The sequence below is a fragment of the Serratia sp. CY31944 genome (genome assembly GCF_052169175.1).
Classification (GTDB): Bacteria; Pseudomonadota; Gammaproteobacteria; order Enterobacterales; family Enterobacteriaceae; genus Serratia; species Serratia sarumanii.
The window spans coordinates 311843-327317 of sequence record NZ_JBJNLG010000002.1 but is presented as its reverse complement, the minus strand read 5'-3'; the positions used below and the strand labels follow the sequence as shown (position 1 = coordinate 327317).

The 15475-nt window shown below is 62.9% G+C and carries 15 protein-coding genes; 10 read left to right on the top strand and 5 right to left on the bottom strand.

Annotation, left to right across the window (positions count from 1 at the left end; all coding sequences use genetic code 11):
* Window position 1: 1 nt before the first annotated feature.
* On the bottom strand, window positions 2–823 hold the full coding sequence (locus tag ACJ8IN_RS03850) for an AraC family transcriptional regulator (RefSeq protein ID WP_047569483.1): 822 nt from the start codon (window positions 821–823) through the stop codon (window positions 2–4).
* Between the two features lie 120 nt (window positions 824–943).
* Here ACJ8IN_RS03850 and ACJ8IN_RS03845 point away from each other — a divergent pair, with 120 nt between their 5' ends.
* From ACJ8IN_RS03845 to ACJ8IN_RS03800, 10 genes are all read left to right on the top strand, one after another.
* Window positions 944–1321 carry a hypothetical protein gene (locus tag ACJ8IN_RS03845; RefSeq protein WP_033636939.1) on the top strand — a complete coding sequence of 126 codons (378 nt, stop codon included), beginning with the start codon at window positions 944–946 and terminating at the stop codon, window positions 1319–1321.
* A 10-nt stretch (window positions 1322–1331) separates the two neighbouring features.
* Window positions 1332–2207, top strand: coding sequence for a helix-turn-helix domain-containing protein (locus ACJ8IN_RS03840; RefSeq protein WP_041037762.1), 876 nt, complete (start codon window positions 1332–1334; stop codon window positions 2205–2207).
* A gap of 231 nt (window positions 2208–2438) precedes the next feature.
* Entirely contained in the window at window positions 2439–3359 is a 921-nt protein-coding gene (locus tag ACJ8IN_RS03835; protein WP_025305160.1) for a L,D-transpeptidase family protein, read from the top strand.
* A gap of 255 nt (window positions 3360–3614) precedes the next feature.
* On the top strand, window positions 3615–3995 hold the full coding sequence (locus ACJ8IN_RS03830) for a type II toxin-antitoxin system RelE/ParE family toxin (RefSeq protein WP_072021590.1): 381 nt from the start codon (window positions 3615–3617) through the stop codon (window positions 3993–3995).
* Window positions 3958–4281 (top strand): helix-turn-helix domain-containing protein, encoded by a 324-nt coding sequence (locus tag ACJ8IN_RS03825; RefSeq protein WP_047569482.1) that lies wholly within the window; start codon window positions 3958–3960, stop codon window positions 4279–4281. The genes ACJ8IN_RS03830 and ACJ8IN_RS03825 overlap by 38 nt, the downstream gene beginning before the upstream one ends.
* A gap of 244 nt (window positions 4282–4525) precedes the next feature.
* Entirely contained in the window at window positions 4526–4933 is a 408-nt protein-coding gene (locus ACJ8IN_RS03820; protein ID WP_004933244.1) for an ExbD/TolR family protein, read from the top strand.
* Between the two features lies 1 nt (window position 4934).
* Window positions 4935–5681, top strand: coding sequence for an energy transducer TonB family protein (locus tag ACJ8IN_RS03815; protein ID WP_060427268.1), 747 nt, complete (start codon window positions 4935–4937; stop codon window positions 5679–5681).
* Between the two features lie 39 nt (window positions 5682–5720).
* On the top strand, window positions 5721–7964 hold the full coding sequence (locus tag ACJ8IN_RS03810) for a TonB-dependent receptor family protein (RefSeq protein WP_033636947.1): 2244 nt from the start codon (window positions 5721–5723) through the stop codon (window positions 7962–7964).
* Between the two features lie 46 nt (window positions 7965–8010).
* Entirely contained in the window at window positions 8011–8661 is a 651-nt protein-coding gene (locus tag ACJ8IN_RS03805; protein WP_033648555.1) for a MotA/TolQ/ExbB proton channel family protein, read from the top strand.
* Entirely contained in the window at window positions 8654–9904 is a 1251-nt protein-coding gene (locus tag ACJ8IN_RS03800; protein WP_060427267.1) for a phospholipase D-like domain-containing protein, read from the top strand. The genes ACJ8IN_RS03805 and ACJ8IN_RS03800 overlap by 8 nt, the downstream gene beginning before the upstream one ends.
* Window positions 9905–9941: 37 nt before the next feature.
* On the opposite strand, the gene ACJ8IN_RS03795 is transcribed toward ACJ8IN_RS03800, so the two are convergent.
* The 4 genes from ACJ8IN_RS03795 to ACJ8IN_RS03780 all read right to left on the bottom strand — a co-directional run bounded on the left by ACJ8IN_RS03795 (window position 9942) and on the right by ACJ8IN_RS03780 (window position 15433).
* A complete protein-coding gene (locus ACJ8IN_RS03795; protein ID WP_060427266.1) occupies window positions 9942–11051 on the bottom strand; it encodes a DmpA family aminopeptidase in 1110 nt (369 codons plus the stop codon).
* A 2-nt stretch (window positions 11052–11053) separates the two neighbouring features.
* Window positions 11054–12430 carry an APC family permease gene (locus ACJ8IN_RS03790; protein ID WP_308325398.1) on the bottom strand — a complete coding sequence of 459 codons (1377 nt, stop codon included), beginning with the start codon at window positions 12428–12430 and terminating at the stop codon, window positions 11054–11056.
* A 143-nt stretch (window positions 12431–12573) separates the two neighbouring features.
* Window positions 12574–14082, bottom strand: coding sequence for a CoA-acylating methylmalonate-semialdehyde dehydrogenase (locus tag ACJ8IN_RS03785; RefSeq protein WP_308325399.1), 1509 nt, complete (start codon window positions 14080–14082; stop codon window positions 12574–12576).
* A 10-nt stretch (window positions 14083–14092) separates the two neighbouring features.
* Window positions 14093–15433, bottom strand: coding sequence for an aspartate aminotransferase family protein (locus ACJ8IN_RS03780; protein WP_033652839.1), 1341 nt, complete (start codon window positions 15431–15433; stop codon window positions 14093–14095).
* Between the last annotated feature and the right edge of the window lie 42 nt (window positions 15434–15475).

Below are 15475 nucleotides of genomic sequence, written 5' to 3'. Positions count from 1 at the left end.
TTCACATGGTAATTGCGCCGCCCAGGGTCTCTCCAGAGGCGTTGCGCTCCGCCAGGTAGCGCGCCGGCGGTTTGCCTACCGCCTTTCTGAACATGGTGACGAAGCCGCTGGCGCTCTCGTAGCCCAGATCCAGCGCCACCGTCTGCACACTCTCGCCCTGCGTCAAGCGCTGCAGCGCCAGCATCACGTGCAGCTGGCGCCGCCAGTGGCCGAAGCTCATGCCCATCTGCTGTTGCAAGGTGCGGCTGAGGGAGCGCTCGCTCATGCCGATGCGCTGCGCCCACTGCCCGAGGGTGGATTTGTCCGCCGGGCAGCTCAGCATGCCTTCGGTCAACTGCCGGATGCGCGCGTCGTCGGATACCGGCAGGTGCAGATTTTCGATCGGCGCGGCTACCAGCTGATCCAGCAACACCGCCGTCAGGCGCCCTTCGGCGCCCTGTTCGTCGTAGAGCGGTTCGAAGGTGGTGGCCTGCAGCAGCAGTTCGCGCAGCAGCGGCGAGACCGACAGCGTGCAGCAGTTTTGCGGCAGACCGGCGGCGGCATGTTGATCGACGAACAGGCAGTAGGCCTCGGTGGAGCCGGCGCCTTGGGCGTTGTGCAACACGTTGCCCGGCATCCACAGTGCGCACTGCGGCGGCACCAGCCACAGCCCGTTTTCCACTTCGCAGCGGATCATGCCGCGCACGGTGTAAATCAGCTGCGCCTTCTGGTGGCGGTGCGGCTCGACTTCCCAGTCCTGCTCGAGGGTCGAACCTTGCAGGGCAAACAGCGGGCGCGGCACCTGATCGATATCCAGACAGCGGCGGGGGATTTGTACTTTCATGAGAATAATTCTCAATTTGGCGGAATTGAAAAGTATTATGTCCTGATTGCGCAATGTGGTCTAGCGCCGGTGCCGATAAAGTAAGCGCCAGTCCTAAACCCTTTCCTGAGGAAACTGATTATGTCATTGGATACCGCCGATTTTCCGCTGGTATGGATGCGCCAAAACGGGCGCGATACCCAGGCCGAGCTGGCCGAATTCAGCGCGCTGCTGGCGCGCGCCGAGCCTTTTGTCCTGATGACCGACCGCAGCGTCGGCGATGAAGAAGAAGAACACGATCGCGATGCCCGCACCCAGGTCGCGCTGTGGAAGCGCGATAACCGCGAGGCGCTGAAGCTGTGGGTGAAAGGCATGATCATGCTGGAGCCGGACGACGCCAAACGCGCGGCGGCGGAAGAGTTCGCCGAATACGGCGCCAAGTTCTGGGGCTATCCGGTGCTGGTGGCCGCCGATGAAGCCGCAGGCCGGGTATTGGCGCAGACGTTATTGTTAAAATAAGGGGAATACCATGCACCAGCAACAGGTGATTGAACAGCTGCTGGCCTGGATCGAGCAGAGCCTGGATCAGCCGCTGACGCTGGACGACATTGCCGCCAAGTCCGGCTACTCCAAGTGGCATTTGCAGCGGATGTTCAAGCAGCATACCGGCCATATTCTCGGCACGTACGCGCGCCGCAGAAGGCTGACCGCCGCCGCGCGCGAACTGCGCCTGACCGGCACCAGCGTGGCCTGCATCGCCGACACTTACCAGTTCGATTCGCAGCAGACCTTCACCCGTTGCTTCCGCAAGCAGTTCGGTCTGCCGCCGGCCAGCTATCGCCGCAGCCAGGATTGGTCGAGCTATGGCCTGCAGCCGCCGCTGCGGCTGACCGAAACGCCGTTGCCGCAGGCCGATATCGTGACGCTGCCCGCCATGCAGCTGGTTGGCCATACCCAGCGCCGCAGCTTTACGCTGGGGCAGTTGGCGGCCTCCAAGTGCGAGCTGCGCCGCCACGCCTGGCGGCAGCTGCTGCCGCCGCAGGCGCTGCCGGAGGTGGTATACGGCCTCACCAGCCTGGAGGTCGACCGGCAACGCCGGGGTAACCCGCGCATGGCCTACACCGCCGCTTTGCCGGACGAAGGGGCGATGGGGGAGCGGGTGACTATCGAACAGGGCGAGTATGCCCGCTTCACCTATCAAGGGCAGGAGGAAGGGTTACAAAACTTTATCGTCCGATTGTATGACACCGCGATGCCGCAGATGAACGCCATCCGTCGGCCGGGGCAGGATATCGAGCTTTTCTACCCGGCGCAGGAGGGCCGCTGCCCGCTCGGCGGCGCGGCGATCCGCTGCGAATATCTGATCCCGATCCGGCGGGTAGAAGCGTTGGCCGCCGCCAGTTAGGCGGCGGTTCTCGCAAAAAATCGCCTTCGTGGCGCTTCAGGTTACAAAAAATTGCGATATTACATCGGTAATGGTTCACACTTTGATTGATGTGCACATATAATGCGCATCCGGTCAAATCCCCCCTGTATTTCAGGCCGCAGCGCTTGGCTGCCGGCTGAAACCCATCGGGGTAAAAGTGGCCGTAGAAACCGATCCCCCTAATCGCCAGTGGCCTTGACCAACACGAAGATGAAAATGAGCATTCGCGCGTTATTAACCCTGTTTACGGCACTGGTTGCATTCAGCCAGGCTGCCTTCGCCGTCGTTTACCCGCTGCCGCCAAAAGACAGCCGTTTGGTGGGCGAAAATATCCAAATCACCGTACCGGAAGACAGCAAACTGCCGCTGGAAAGCTTCGCCGCCCAGTATCAGATGGGGCTGAGCAACATGCTGGAAGCCAACCCGGGCGTGGATCCGTTCCTGCCGAAGGCCGGCAGCACCCTGACCATCCCGCAGCAGCTGATCCTGCCGGACGCGCCGCGTGAAGGCATCATCATCAACAGCGCCGAGATGCGTCTGTACTACTACCCGAAAGGCTCCAACACCGTGGTGGTGCTGCCGATCGGTATCGGCCAGCTGGGCAAAGACACCCCGCTGAACTGGACTACCACCGTGCAGCGCAAGAAAGACGGCCCGACCTGGACGCCGACCGCCAAGATGCGCGCCGAATACGCGGCCGACGGCGAGATCCTGCCTGCGGTGTTCCCGGCCGGCCCGGACAACCCGATGGGGCTGTATGCGCTGTATGTTGGCCGCCTGTACGCCATCCACGGCACCAACGCCAACTTCGGCATCGGCCTGCGCGTGAGCCACGGCTGCGTGCGTCTGCGCGCCGACGACATCAAGTACCTGTTCGAGAACGTGCCGGTCGGCACCCGCGTGCAGTTCATCAACGAACCGATGAAAGCCACCGTCGAACCGGACGGCTCGCGCTACGTGGAAGTGCACAACCCGCTGTCGGCCAACGAAGAGCAGCTGCAATCCAAAGATCCGGTGCCGCTGACCATCTCCGCGCCGGTCGGCAAAGTACTGATGGACGCCGGCGTCAACCAGAGCGAAGTGGACGCGGCGATCAAGGCCCGTTCCGGTATGCCGGTGAAAGTGAACTGATTGCCTTCCGGCCTCAGTGAAAATGCCAAGAAGACGCCTGCGGGCGTCTTTTTTTATGCCCGTAAAACATGCTGTTGCGTGTGCGTGCGCAATGATGCCCCCAACGTTGCACTGAAAGAAGTCATTATGTGCGTCATCATGCAAATCGGGTTTCTCATGGTGGTCGTCATCAATGTTTAAAGCGATGCTGGCGGGGAGGAATGCACTGGAAAAGTGTCTCACTAAGTGCTACGTTTTTACGGGAAGCCCATCGCAATGCGTACATTTAAAACTTGTTGGTTTAGCAGGAAAGCTCGGGCTCACGGCATCACCGATAAGGCGTTGTGTCGGGCAGTAAAAGATGTGCAACGGGGTTTGGCTGCAGATTTAGGCGGTGGCGTATTTAAAAAACGTCTTAATCATAATCGCGACCGCGCGTTGGTATTAGCGAAAAATGGTCGGCACTGGGTGTTTGTTTTTTTGTTTGCCAAGCAGGCCCAGACCAATATTACAGGGGCAGAATTACACGCTTTTCGCAAGTTAGCGATGCAGTTTGGCGCGTTGAGCGACGACCAGGTCGAATCCCTGGTTGTGAAAAAAGAATGGGTGGAGATTTGCCATGAAGCAGGAAAAAACGTTTCGGAGTCAGGCCTTTGAGGCGATTCACAGCGCCGCTGAAGGATTGCATCGTGCTGGCGCCATTTCTCTGGAAACCCTACGCAGTTTTGATGAGTCTTGCCTTGCTCCGGTCGAGATGTTGCAGCCCCAGGAGATCAAAGCGTTGCGCGAGCAGTTACGTTTAAGCCAACCGGTTTTTGCCCGTTATCTGAATACCAGCGTGTCGACCATACAGAAATGGGAGACGGGGGTGAAACGGCCGGGCGGCGTGTCGCTTAAGCTGCTTTCGATCGTACGCAAGCACGGGCTTGAGGTCTTGTTGTAGTGACCGTTTGGGCTGTCACTATTATCACATTATCCCCTCTGGCTTTGGTTCTCTGAAATGCCCGCCTCGCAATTATTCCAATAAAAACTATCGCTAATTAATAAGTTATATCTCTTCCGTTATCGCCTGCCATTGAAAAAATTCTCGCAAAAAATCCACACTGTGAAAATAAGATCACACAAGCGTAACAAAAGGTAAACAAACCCCTCCTATATTGGCTGCTTCGCTTTTGGGAGGGAGTGTCATGCGTAACTGGAACGAACCGAAAAAGAACAAAGCGCACATCGAACTGATCCCGATGATCGACGTGATGATGTTTTTATTGGTGTTTTTCGTCTTGATTAGCCTGAACGTCATTCCTGCGCTCGGGCTGAAAACGCAGCTGCCGTCCGCCGGCAGCGCGCAGCAGCTGAAGCCGCAGAAGAAAGCGATCATCACGCTGGGGGCCGACGAACAGCTGCAGCTGGATGGCCAGCCGATCGCGCTCGACGCGCTGGTCAACACGTTGAAGCAACAGCAGCAGGCCAACCAGACCACCACCATCATCGTCAACAGCGACAAGGGCGTGGCGGTCGAGCGGCTGGTGGCGGTGATGGACAACCTGCGCCAGGGCGGTTTCTTCTCCGTCTCCATCGCGACACGGAAGCTGTGACATGTATCTGCTCTATCGCTCACGTCATCTTTTCAGCTGGTTGCCGGCGCTGATTGTCGCCGGTTGCCTGCTGTTCGCCAGCCAGCAGGCGGCGCTGAAGATCCAGCCGCGCTACGACGAAACCGCCATCGAACTGGCGCTGGTGGAGCCTGAACCGGCGCCTGAACCTCAACCGGAAACGCCGCCGGAGCCCCAGCCAGAACCGCCGCCGCCCGAGCCGGAGCCGATCCCCGAACCGGTAGTGCCGGCGCCGGAACCGATCGTGGAAGCCAAGCCGGTGCCAAAACCGCAGCCGAAGCCCAAACCCAAACCGGTGAAAGAGAAAGCCAAACCGGTAGATAAGCCTAAACCGACGCCGGCGCCCGCCGCCCCGCGCGCGCTGGTCAGCAAACCGGCGGCGCAGCCCGCACCGGCCGCCCCGGCGGCGCCGAAGGTGAATGCGCAGGCGATCGAAAACGGCTATCTGCTGGCCTTGCGCCGCGAGCTGGAACAGCGCAAGCGCTACCCAAGCGGGCGCCAGGCCTCGCTCGAGCGCCCGCAGGGCAACGTCGAAGTGTGGCTGGAGGTCGATCGCAGCGGGCGGGTGCTCTCTTCCGGCATCGCCAACAAAGCCGCCAGCATGCTGCTGAACCGCGCGGCGATGAGCAGCCTGCAAAGCATCAGTTCAGTAAAGCCGTTCCCGAGCGAGGCGTTCGCCGGGCAAACAACCAAAAGATTTACCGCGACGTTCAATTATCAGGCGCCTTAGCGCAAGGGTTAATCGTTTGATTTTTATGGGATGCACACAATGAAATCGTTTAATCGTTCTGGGATCTATCTGGCGGTGATGTCGGCGATGCTGCCGGGCGCCGCGCTGGCGGCCGACGCCACCGATGTCGGCACCATCAGCGTCAAGGGGCAGTCGCTCGGCGGCGGCATGATGGTGCAGGATGACAGCGCCAAGGCTCGCTCCACCGTCACCAAAGAAGCGATGGATAAAATGCCGTCGGCGGCCAACGCCATCGATAAGCTGAAATACACGCCGGGCCTGAACGTCAACAGCAACGACGCCAGCGGCCTGAGCGGCGTGGACTACACCATGCGCGGCATGAACTCGGATCAGATCGGCCTGTCGATGGACGGCATCCCGATCAACGACTCCGGCAACTACGCGGTATACCCGAACCTGCTGGGCGATGCGGAGAACCTGGAAGAGGTGTTCGTCACCCAGGGCTCCTCCGAAGCGGACGGCCCGCACATCGGCTCCAGCGGCGGCAACATTGGCCTGGTGACGCGCCGCCCGGCGAAAGACTTCGGCGGTTTCCTCAAACAGACGCTGGGCAGCAATAACCTGAGCAAAACCTTCGCCCGTCTGGAGACCGGCGAATACAACGGTTTCAGCAACTGGATATCTTATTCGCACACCGAGGCGAAGAAGTGGCGCGGCGAAGGGCGCCTGTACTCCGACAAGTTCGAGATGAACTCGCTGTATGAAGACGGCAACGGCAACAGCAGCAATCTGGTGATGAAGTACAACCGCCAGAACAACACCAACTACAACACCCTGAGCAAGGCGCAGTTCCAAAACGATGGGCGTGGTACCGATTACGCCACCACGCCGGAGTACAACAGCAAAGGGCAGTTGAACAAGTATTACAAGATCGAACGCAACCCGTTCGAGAACTTCACGCTATCGTTCACCCAGAAACTGCAGCTGCGCGACGACCTGTCGCTGACCCTGCAGCCGTATTACTACTGGGGCAACGGCGGCAGTTTCAACGGCCAGACGGCATCGGTACTGTCCAGCACGTCGGACAGGGCCGGGCAGTATGACCTCAGCAACCTGCAGTCCAACACCTATTACCGCCCGTCGTGGACCCAAACCTGGCGGCCGGGCATCACCACCAAGCTGAAGTGGGACATCAACGAGCAGCACAGCCTGGATATCGGCTACTGGTATGAGCGTGCGCGCCAGCTGCAAACCCAGCCGTTCATCAGCATCAAGGACGACGGCAACCCGGCGCAGATTTGGGGAAAACCTGGCGGCTCCGATCAGGTGAAGGACGCCAACGGCAATACGGTGCAGGGGCGCAACCAGTACACCATCACCCCGGCGCAGAAGGTGTGGCTGCAGGATACCTGGTTCGCCACGCCGGACTGGACCTTCGTCGGCGGCCTGGCCTATCAGTATGTGGAGCGCAAAGGGGACAACCGCGGCAGCCTGTACAATGTGCCGGAGAAGCGCAAAGCCACCTATCATGAATTCCTGCCGAACTTCAGCGCCAGCTATAAGGTGAACCAGGAAAACCAGGTGTTCTACAACCTGACGCGCAACATGCGCACGCCGCCCAACTACGTGCTGTACAACGTCGGCGACTCGCTCAGCACCAAGCCTGAGCTAAGCTGGAACCACGAACTGGGCTGGCGTTTCCAGCAAGAGGACATGCTGCTGAGCGCCACGCTGTTTTACATGCGCTACAGCGATCGCCAGATCTCCACCACCAACGCGGCCGGCGACTACGAGATGATGAACATCGGCAACGTGGAGAACAAAGGGCTGGAGCTGGAGTGGAGCGGCCAGTTGCCGCATAACTTCAACTACTACACCTCGTATACCTACACCGAATCGAAGCAGAAGAACGATATCGTCAGCAACGGCGGGCTGCCGCTGCCGACCTCCGGCAAAGAGGTGCCGAACGTGCCGAAAAACCTGCTGAACATGACGCTGGGTTATGACGACGGGCTGTATTACGGCAGCGTCAGCGGCAAGTACGTCAGTGCGTTCTACGGCGATCTGACCAACGACGAGAAGATCGGTGGCCGCACGGTGTTCGATCTGGCGGCGGGCGTGCATCTGCCGGTGGACAAGAAAATTGTCAAAAGCGCCGCGCTGCGCTTTGGCATCAGCAACCTGTTTGACAAGGAATACCTGACCTCGGTGCGCACCACCACCTTCAACGCGGCGCCTTACGGCGGCGTGAGGGCCAGCACGCCGTATTACAACGTCGGCGAAGAACGCACCTTCAGCGTCTCGCTGGAAGCCACCTTTTAACTGAATGCCCCGCCGCCTGCCGGGCGGCGGGGAAGAGGAGCCCTGTATGGACGCCAATCTGTTGCACGACATTATTTTCTACGTGATGTACGCCGCGCTGGCGATTGCGCTGGTGATCATCATCGAACGCACGCTGTACTTCGCCTACACCCAGCGTCAGGCGCGCCGGCTGGAGCAGGCGCTGACGCCGGACGTGCGCCGCGCCGCCGATCTGCCGGACGAGCTGACCCAGCGCAACAGCCTGCCGATGACGGTGATCGCGCCGGTACTGGCGCAGAAACACCACGCCGGCGACCGCGAGGCGATCGGCGATCTGATCGACGCCCAGTACCTGCTGAGCAAGCCGCCGATGGCGCGCGGCCTGTGGCTGCTGGAAACCGTGGTCACCGCCGCGCCGCTGCTGGGGTTGCTGGGCACGGTGATGGGGATCATCGAAACCTTCAAGGCGCTGGCCGCCTCGGGGGTGTCCGAGCCGAGCCTGGTGTCGGCCGGGATGGGCACCGCGCTGTACGCCACTGGCCTCGGCATCGCCATCGCGCTGCTGTGCCTGGTGGCCAACAACTTCCTGCAGAGCCGCATGGAGCGCATCAACGAACTGCTGAAGGTGCTGCTGATCCGCGCCGGCCAACCGGCCAGCCGCCCGGAGAGCGGCAGCGGCGAACAATGGGTTGACAGCGGGGCGCCGCGCTATGCCTAATGGCCATCCAGTACGGCGGCCGCTCGGCCGCCTTTATACGGCATTGTGGGGCGGTTGTTTGTTGATGTTGAGCCAGAGCGCCGCGGCGCGTTTTGCTATTCCCGGCTATGAGCTGGTGTACACCGCACCGGTGGAAACCGCGCTGCAGGCCGACGATCTGCGTAACACCGCCGAGGTGTGGCGCGAGATGTTCGACGCGGCGAAAACCCGCATCGATCTGGGGCAGTTCTACGTGGCGAATCAGGACGGTTCGCTGCTGGACGGCGTGCTGCAGCACCTGAAGGCGGCAGGCGAACGCGGGGTGAAAATCCGCTTTTTGCTGGAAGAGAAGGGCCTTCGCATATCTACCGCCGAGACGCTGGAACAGCTGAAGGCGATCCCAAATCTGGAGCTGCGCATCATTCCTTACCAGAAGCTGAGCGGCGGCATTCTGCACGCCAAATATCTGCTGGTGGACGGCGAGCAGGCGTTCGTCGGCAGCCAGAACTTCGACTGGCGTGCGCTGGAACACATTCACGAAACCGGGCTGCGCATCAGCGACGCCAAGGTGGTGGGGCAGATTCAGGCGATCTTCGAACAGGACTGGCAGGCGCAGGCGCTGTTGGCGCAGGATAAGCCGGTGCCGGCGCTGCCCGATTCGCCGCCGACGGCGCAGCCGCAGGGCAACTATCTGGCGGCCAGCCCGCGCGCCTACAACCCGGCGGGGGTGATTGACTCACAGGCCGAGCTGCCGCGCCTGCTGGCCGGCGCCAAGCGGCGGGTGCGGGTGCAGGTGATGGACTACGCGCCGCTGTCGTTCGGCCCGGAACGCAGCCGCCCCTTCTATGCGGTGATCGACAATGCGCTGCGCAGCGCGGCGGCGCGCGGGGTGCAGATCGAGCTGATGGTGGCCAACTGGAACACCAAAAAGCCGGATATTGCCTGGCTGAAGAGCCTGGCGCTGGTGCCGAATGTGCAGATCAAGGTGGTGACCATTCCGCCGGCCAGCAGCGGCTTCATTCCGTTCGCCCGCGTCATCCACAGCAAGCTGATGACCATCGACGATGAGATTGCCTGGGTGGGCACCAGCAACTGGACCGGCGGCTATCTGGACAACTCGCGCAATCTGGAGCTGGTGATGCACAGCGCGGCGATGAGCGGGCGGTTGGACCAGCTGTACCAACAGCTGTGGAACAGCGTCTACGCCGAACCGTTGCGGCTGGATTACGACTACCCGCCGCCCAAGCCGGGCGGCGAATCCTGATGAGCAGGGCGCGGTTAATCCCCGCGCCCTGTGTTTTTTAGCGCCGCCAGCCGGCCTTCTCCAGCGCCGTCACCAGCTGCTCGGCGCTCAACCCTTCCACCCGGTGGCCGTTGCCGCTGACGGTATTGGCCGCCAGCAGCGCATTGACGATCGCTTCTTCCACTGCTTCCGCCGCCGCGGCGAACAGCGCCGAAATATAGTCGTTGTTCACCATGCGCAGCGGCGTGGTGAAGGCGCCTTTGTTGGCGTAGTCGGCGGGCGGCAGGCCGTCGTTGCCGGTAGCGAAGGCGATGAAAATGTCGCCGCTCGAATCCTCGGTGCCGCCGCCGGTGCGGGCGATGCCGATGCTGGCGCGCTGCGCCAGCCGCGCACACTGGTGCGGCAGCAGCGGCGCGTCGGTTGCCAGCGCCACCACGATGGAGCCCATGCCGGGATGCGGCAACTGCGGCGTGAACGGCGAGGGGAGATGCCCCAGATGCCGGCCTACCGGGTAACCGCCGACCAGCAGCGACTCGCGCTTGCCGTGGTTGGCCTGCACGATGGCGCCCACCGTCCAGCCGCCCTGATCGGCGGGCAAGCGGCGCGACGCGGTGCCGCTGCCGCCTTTGAATTCATGGCAGATCATGCCGCTGCCGCCGCCGACCGCGCCTTCCTGCGGCAAGCCGCCCCGGGCCGCCTGCTGCGCCTGGCGCACGTGCTCGGCCTTGACGTGAAAGCCGTTGATGTCGTTGAGCAGGCCGTCGAAGGTTTCCATCACCACCGGCATATTCCAATACACCGCGTTGTCGCCCGCGGGCAGCGTTTCACGCTCCAGCGCGATCAGCGCATCGCGCACCACGCCTACGCTGTGGGTGTTGGTGAAGGCGATCGGGCTGGTCAGCAGGCCCGCTTCGCGCACCCATTCCAGGCCGGTGGCGTCGCCGTTGCCGTTCAGCACGTGCACCCCGGCAAAGCAGGGCGCGTGGCGGGCGGAGCCGGGGCGCGGTTCGATCACCGTCACGCCGGTGCGCACGCTGCGCCCGTCCGCCAAATCGGCATGAATGCTGGCATGGCCGACGCGCACGCCGGGCACGTCGGTGATGGCGTTCAGCGGGCCGGGCGTGCCCTGTCCGATGATAATGCCCAGATCCTGAGCGCGCTGCGTCATGGTTATTCTCCTTCTATTGAGGGGGCGGCGAGGGGCGCCGGTTGGCGGCCGCGCAGATGGTTCAGCGCCAGCCCGAAGCCGATGATGCCGGCAATGATAATAAAGTCTTTCAGGCTGCTGGCGATCAAAATCGTCCACAGCACGTACAGGCAGCACAGCAGCACCACCACCACCGGCAGCGGCCACAGCGGCATCAGGTACGGGTGGTGGAAGTGGCGGCGACGGCGGCTGATCAGCGCCGCTACCGCCATGATGATGTACACCAGCAGCAGCAGGATCACGGTGAACGAGGTCAGCGATTCGAGATCGGAGCAAAACGCCAGCAGTGCCGACGGCACGCCGAACAGCAGGGTGGCGATCCAGGGGGTGCCGAAGCGCGGGTGGATGATTTTCAGCGCCCGGTTAAACGTCGGCAACCAGAAGCCGTCGCGTCCGCTGGCGAACATCATGCGGCTGAACTGCGCCACGATGGCGATGATGGCGTTGAACACCGACAGATAAATCGCGCCGCTTACCACCCGCGCCAGCGTCGGGCCGCCGAGCTGGGTGACCACATAGCCGACCGGATCGGCCTGTTTGGCCATCTCGGTCAGCGACGGCGAGCCGAGCAGCAGGGCGGTGAACGGCACCAGTTCCACCAGCACCACGATGACCAGCGTCAGCATGATCGCGACCGCCATCGGCCTGCCTTGTTCGCGCATGTCTTCCGCCATGTACACCGCCGCGCCGTAGCCGTTGTAGGAGAACAGCGCGACCCCGACCATGGCGACGATCAGCGGCAGCGACACCGGCGCCAGGCTACCTTGCGCGTCCAGCATCACCGGCGCGGTGAGGATCTCCGTGCTCTGATGCGGATGGCTGAAGCCGAGCCAGGCGATCAGCGCCAGCACCGCCACTTCCACCACCAGAAAGGCGCCGGTCAGCAGGGCGTTGGCCTTGATGTTGAAGATGGCGCAGATGCCGCCGACCAGCACGGTGAGCATGCCGGCGGTCGAGGCGTCGAACCGGGTGCCCAGCGCGGTATTCAGATAGGGCACTGCGCCGGTGGCCAGCACCGCCGGCACGAACAGCGAGGCGCTGAGGATAAACAGGTAGGTCTGCAATCCGCACAGGGTGCCGAACAGGCGCTTGATGATGCTGTACTCACCGCCGGCGCTGGGGTGTGCGGCGCCGAGCTCGGCATAGCACAGCGCGATGGCGGCGGCGACGCAGGCGGCGATCAGAAACGACAGAAAGGCGCCGCTGCCGGCGTTGGCGATCGCCAGCGGGGCGATGACGAAGATCGAACTGGCCGGCGTCACGCCGGACGCGGTGATCATCACCACGTCGAGGACGCTGAGATTGCCTTTGAAGGTGTGTTCAGGGGCGGACTCTTTCATGGGGAACTACTCCATTAACGCTTGGGTGAATTGTTGTTGCCGCCAGAAGGGCGGCTCTGTTGTCCTGCGTAAAGATGAAATGGAGCGCGTGGAAATACCGGGGAAGCGAACTTCCCCGGAAGGGACTTTTCGTTATGCTGGGATTACCCCTGTCCCGACGGGAAGCTGAAGCTGGCGCGCCGGGCATCGCCGGAGGCCGGCCAGCGCTGGGTCACGGTCTTGCGTTTGGTGTAGAACCTGACGGCGTCCGGGCCGTAGGCGTGCAGATCGCCGAACAGCGAGCGCTTCCAGCCGCCGAACGAGTGGTAGGCCACCGGCACCGGCAGCGCCACGTTGATCCCCACCATGCCGACCTGAATGCGGCTGGAGAAGTAGCGCGCCGCCTCGCCGTCGCGGGTGAACAGACAGGTGCCGTTGCCGTATTCGTGGGCGTCGATCAAGGCCATCGCCTCCGGCAGCGACGCCGCGCGCACCACGCCGAGCACCGGGCCGAAGATCTCCTCCTGATAGATGCGCATGCCGGGCGTCACGCGATCGAACAGCGTCGGGCCGAGGAAATAGCCCTGGCTGGGGCGGCCGTCGGCGCCGGTCACGCTCAGTTCGCGGCCGTCCACCAGCAGCTCGGCGCCTTCGGCTACGCCCTGATCGATATAGCCTTTCACCTTCTGATAATGCTGTTGGGTCACCAGCGGCCCCATGTCGTTGCGGTTGTCGCTGCCGGGGCCGACGCGCATGGCGGCCATCTGTTGCCGCAGCCCGGCGATCAGCGCTTCGGCGGTGCCGTCGCCCACCGCCACCACCAGCGGGATGGCCATGCAGCGCTGGCCGCAGGAGCCGAAGGCCGCGCCCATCAGCGCGCCGACCGCACCAGGGATATCGGCGTCCGGCAGCACCACCGCGTGGTTCTTGGCGCCGCCCAGCGCCTGCACCCGTTTGTTCTGCGCGCAGCCGGTGTGATAGATGTGCTCCGCCACCGGCGTCGAACCGACGAAACTGATCGCCTTCACGCGCCCGTCATACAGCAGCGTCTCCACCGCTTCGCGATCGCCGTTAACCACGTTGAGCACCCCCGGCGGCAGCCCGGCCTCCGTCGCCAGCCTCGCGATATACAGCGCGGCGGAAGGCACGCGCTCGGAAGGCTTCAGCACGAAGGTGTTGCCGCAGGCGACCGCCATCGGCCACATCCACAGCGGCACCATCGCCGGGAAGTTGAACGGCGTGATGCCCGCCACCACCCCCAGCGGCTGAAACTCGCTCCAGCTGTCGATGCCCGGGCCGGCCTCTTTGCTGTGTTCGCCCTTCAGCAGTTCCGGCACATAGCCGGCGTATTCGATATTCTCGATGCCGCGCTGCAGTTCGCCCAGGGCGTCGCTGAGCACCTTGCCGTGCTCGGCGGTGATCAGTTGGCAGATGGCGTCGGCGTGCTGCTCCAGCAGATCCTTGAGCTTCATCATGATGCGCGCGCGCTTCAGCGGCGGGGTGTCGCGCCAGGCGGGATAGGCCTGTTCGGCGGCGGCGATGGCGCGCTCCACCGTGGCGCGGTCGGCCAGCTGCACCTCCTGCGCCGATTGGCCGGTGGCCGGGTCGTAAACCGGCTGGCTGCGTTCGCCGCCGGCGGCGGGCTCGCCGTTGATCCAATGGGTAATGGTCATGGCTCTCTCCTTATTCGGTGGCGTTGAGGGCGTCGCCGACGGCGTTAATCAGCGCATCGATCTGCGCTTCGCTGCTGATGAACGGCGGCGCCAGCTGCAGGGTGTCGCCGCCGTAGCGCACGTAAAATCCGCTTTCCCAGCAGCGCATCGCCGCCTCGAAGGGGCGCCGCGCCGGTTCGCCCGGCCGCGCCGCCAGCGTAATGCCGGCCGCCAGGCCGATGTTGCGAATGTCGGCGACGTGTTTGGCTCCCTGCAGGCTGTGCACCGCGCGCTCGAAGTAGGGCGCCAGCGCCTGTACGCGCTCCACCATCTGTTCGCGCTGCAGGATGTCCAGCGTCGCCAGCGCGACCGCACAGCTGACCGGGTGGGCGGAGTAGGTGTAGCCGTGCGGGAATTCGAGCTGGTAGTCCGGCTCACCGCCGTTCATGAAGGTGTGGTAGATCTCCGGCCGCACCACCACTGCGCCCATCGGCTGCGCGCCGTTGGTCACCTGTTTGGCGATGTTCATGATGTCCGGCGTGACGCCGAACGCCTCGGCGCCGGTCATCGCGCCGCAGCGGCCGAAGGCGGTGATCACTTCGTCGAAGATCAGCAGGATGTCATGCTGGGTACAGATTTCGCGCAGGCGCTGCAGGTAGCCGACCGGCGGCACGATCACCCCGGCGGAGCCGGAGAAGGGTTCGACGATCACCGCGGCGATCGTTGAGGCGTCGCGCAGCGCGATGATGCGGTTGAGCTCTTCCGCCAGCTCCGCCCCCTGTTGCGGCATGCCGCGCGAAAAGGCGTTGCTGGCCAGCAGGGTATGCGGCAGGTGGTCCGCCTCGGCGCCGGCGCCGAACGTTTTGCGGTTGCCGGCGATGCCGCCGACCGAGATGCCGCCGAAGTTAACGCCGTGATAGCCCTTTTCCCGGCCGATAAAGCAGGTTTTGCCCGCCTGGCCTTTGGCGCGCCAGTACGCGCGCGCCATTTTCAGCGAGGTGTCCGCCGCTTCCGAGCCGGAGCCGGTGAAGAACACGTAATCCAGCCCTGCCGGCGTCAGTGCCTTGATCTTGTTGGCCAGTTCGAACGACAGCGGGTGGCCGAACTGAAACGCCGGCGAGTAATCCAGCGTCGCCAGCTGGCGCTGGGCGGCATCGGTGATTTCCTGCCGGCCGTGCCCCAATCCGCAGCACCATAATCCGGACAGGCCGTCGAAAATCTTTCTGCCGTCATGGCTGGTGTAATACGCCCCCGCGGCCTGAGTAATGATGCGCGGCTGCGCTTTAAAATTACGGTTGCCGGTAAAAGGCATCCAATGGGCCTCTAACCCTTCGGCATCGAGACTATTTAGCGGGTGATTTTCAGCGGCCATGTTTTCCTCCGAACAGGAAAATAAGAGCGATTAATGAAATAA

Bases quoted from the DNA above. Each gene is read 5' to 3' on its own strand.
- ACJ8IN_RS03850 (WP_047569483.1), bottom strand. From the start codon at position 823: ATGAAAGTACAAATCCCCCGCCGCTGTCTGGATATCGATCAGGTGCCG.
- ACJ8IN_RS03845 (WP_033636939.1), top strand. From the start codon at position 944: ATGTCATTGGATACCGCCGATTTTCCGCTGGTATGGATGCGCCAAAAC.
- ACJ8IN_RS03840 (WP_041037762.1), top strand. From the start codon at position 1,332: ATGCACCAGCAACAGGTGATTGAACAGCTGCTGGCCTGGATCGAGCAG.
- ACJ8IN_RS03835 (WP_025305160.1), top strand. From the start codon at position 2,439: ATGAAAATGAGCATTCGCGCGTTATTAACCCTGTTTACGGCACTGGTT.
- ACJ8IN_RS03830 (WP_072021590.1), top strand. From the start codon at position 3,615: ATGCGTACATTTAAAACTTGTTGGTTTAGCAGGAAAGCTCGGGCTCAC.
- ACJ8IN_RS03825 (WP_047569482.1), top strand. From the start codon at position 3,958: ATGAAGCAGGAAAAAACGTTTCGGAGTCAGGCCTTTGAGGCGATTCAC.
- ACJ8IN_RS03820 (WP_004933244.1), top strand. From the start codon at position 4,526: ATGCGTAACTGGAACGAACCGAAAAAGAACAAAGCGCACATCGAACTG.
- ACJ8IN_RS03815 (WP_060427268.1), top strand. From the start codon at position 4,935: ATGTATCTGCTCTATCGCTCACGTCATCTTTTCAGCTGGTTGCCGGCG.
- ACJ8IN_RS03810 (WP_033636947.1), top strand. From the start codon at position 5,721: ATGAAATCGTTTAATCGTTCTGGGATCTATCTGGCGGTGATGTCGGCG.
- ACJ8IN_RS03805 (WP_033648555.1), top strand. From the start codon at position 8,011: ATGGACGCCAATCTGTTGCACGACATTATTTTCTACGTGATGTACGCC.
- ACJ8IN_RS03800 (WP_060427267.1), top strand. From the start codon at position 8,654: ATGCCTAATGGCCATCCAGTACGGCGGCCGCTCGGCCGCCTTTATACG.
- ACJ8IN_RS03795 (WP_060427266.1), bottom strand. From the start codon at position 11,051: ATGACGCAGCGCGCTCAGGATCTGGGCATTATCATCGGACAGGGCACG.
- ACJ8IN_RS03790 (WP_308325398.1), bottom strand. From the start codon at position 12,430: ATGAAAGAGTCCGCCCCTGAACACACCTTCAAAGGCAATCTCAGCGTC.
- ACJ8IN_RS03785 (WP_308325399.1), bottom strand. From the start codon at position 14,082: ATGACCATTACCCATTGGATCAACGGCGAGCCCGCCGCCGGCGGCGAA.
- ACJ8IN_RS03780 (WP_033652839.1), bottom strand. From the start codon at position 15,433: ATGGCCGCTGAAAATCACCCGCTAAATAGTCTCGATGCCGAAGGGTTA.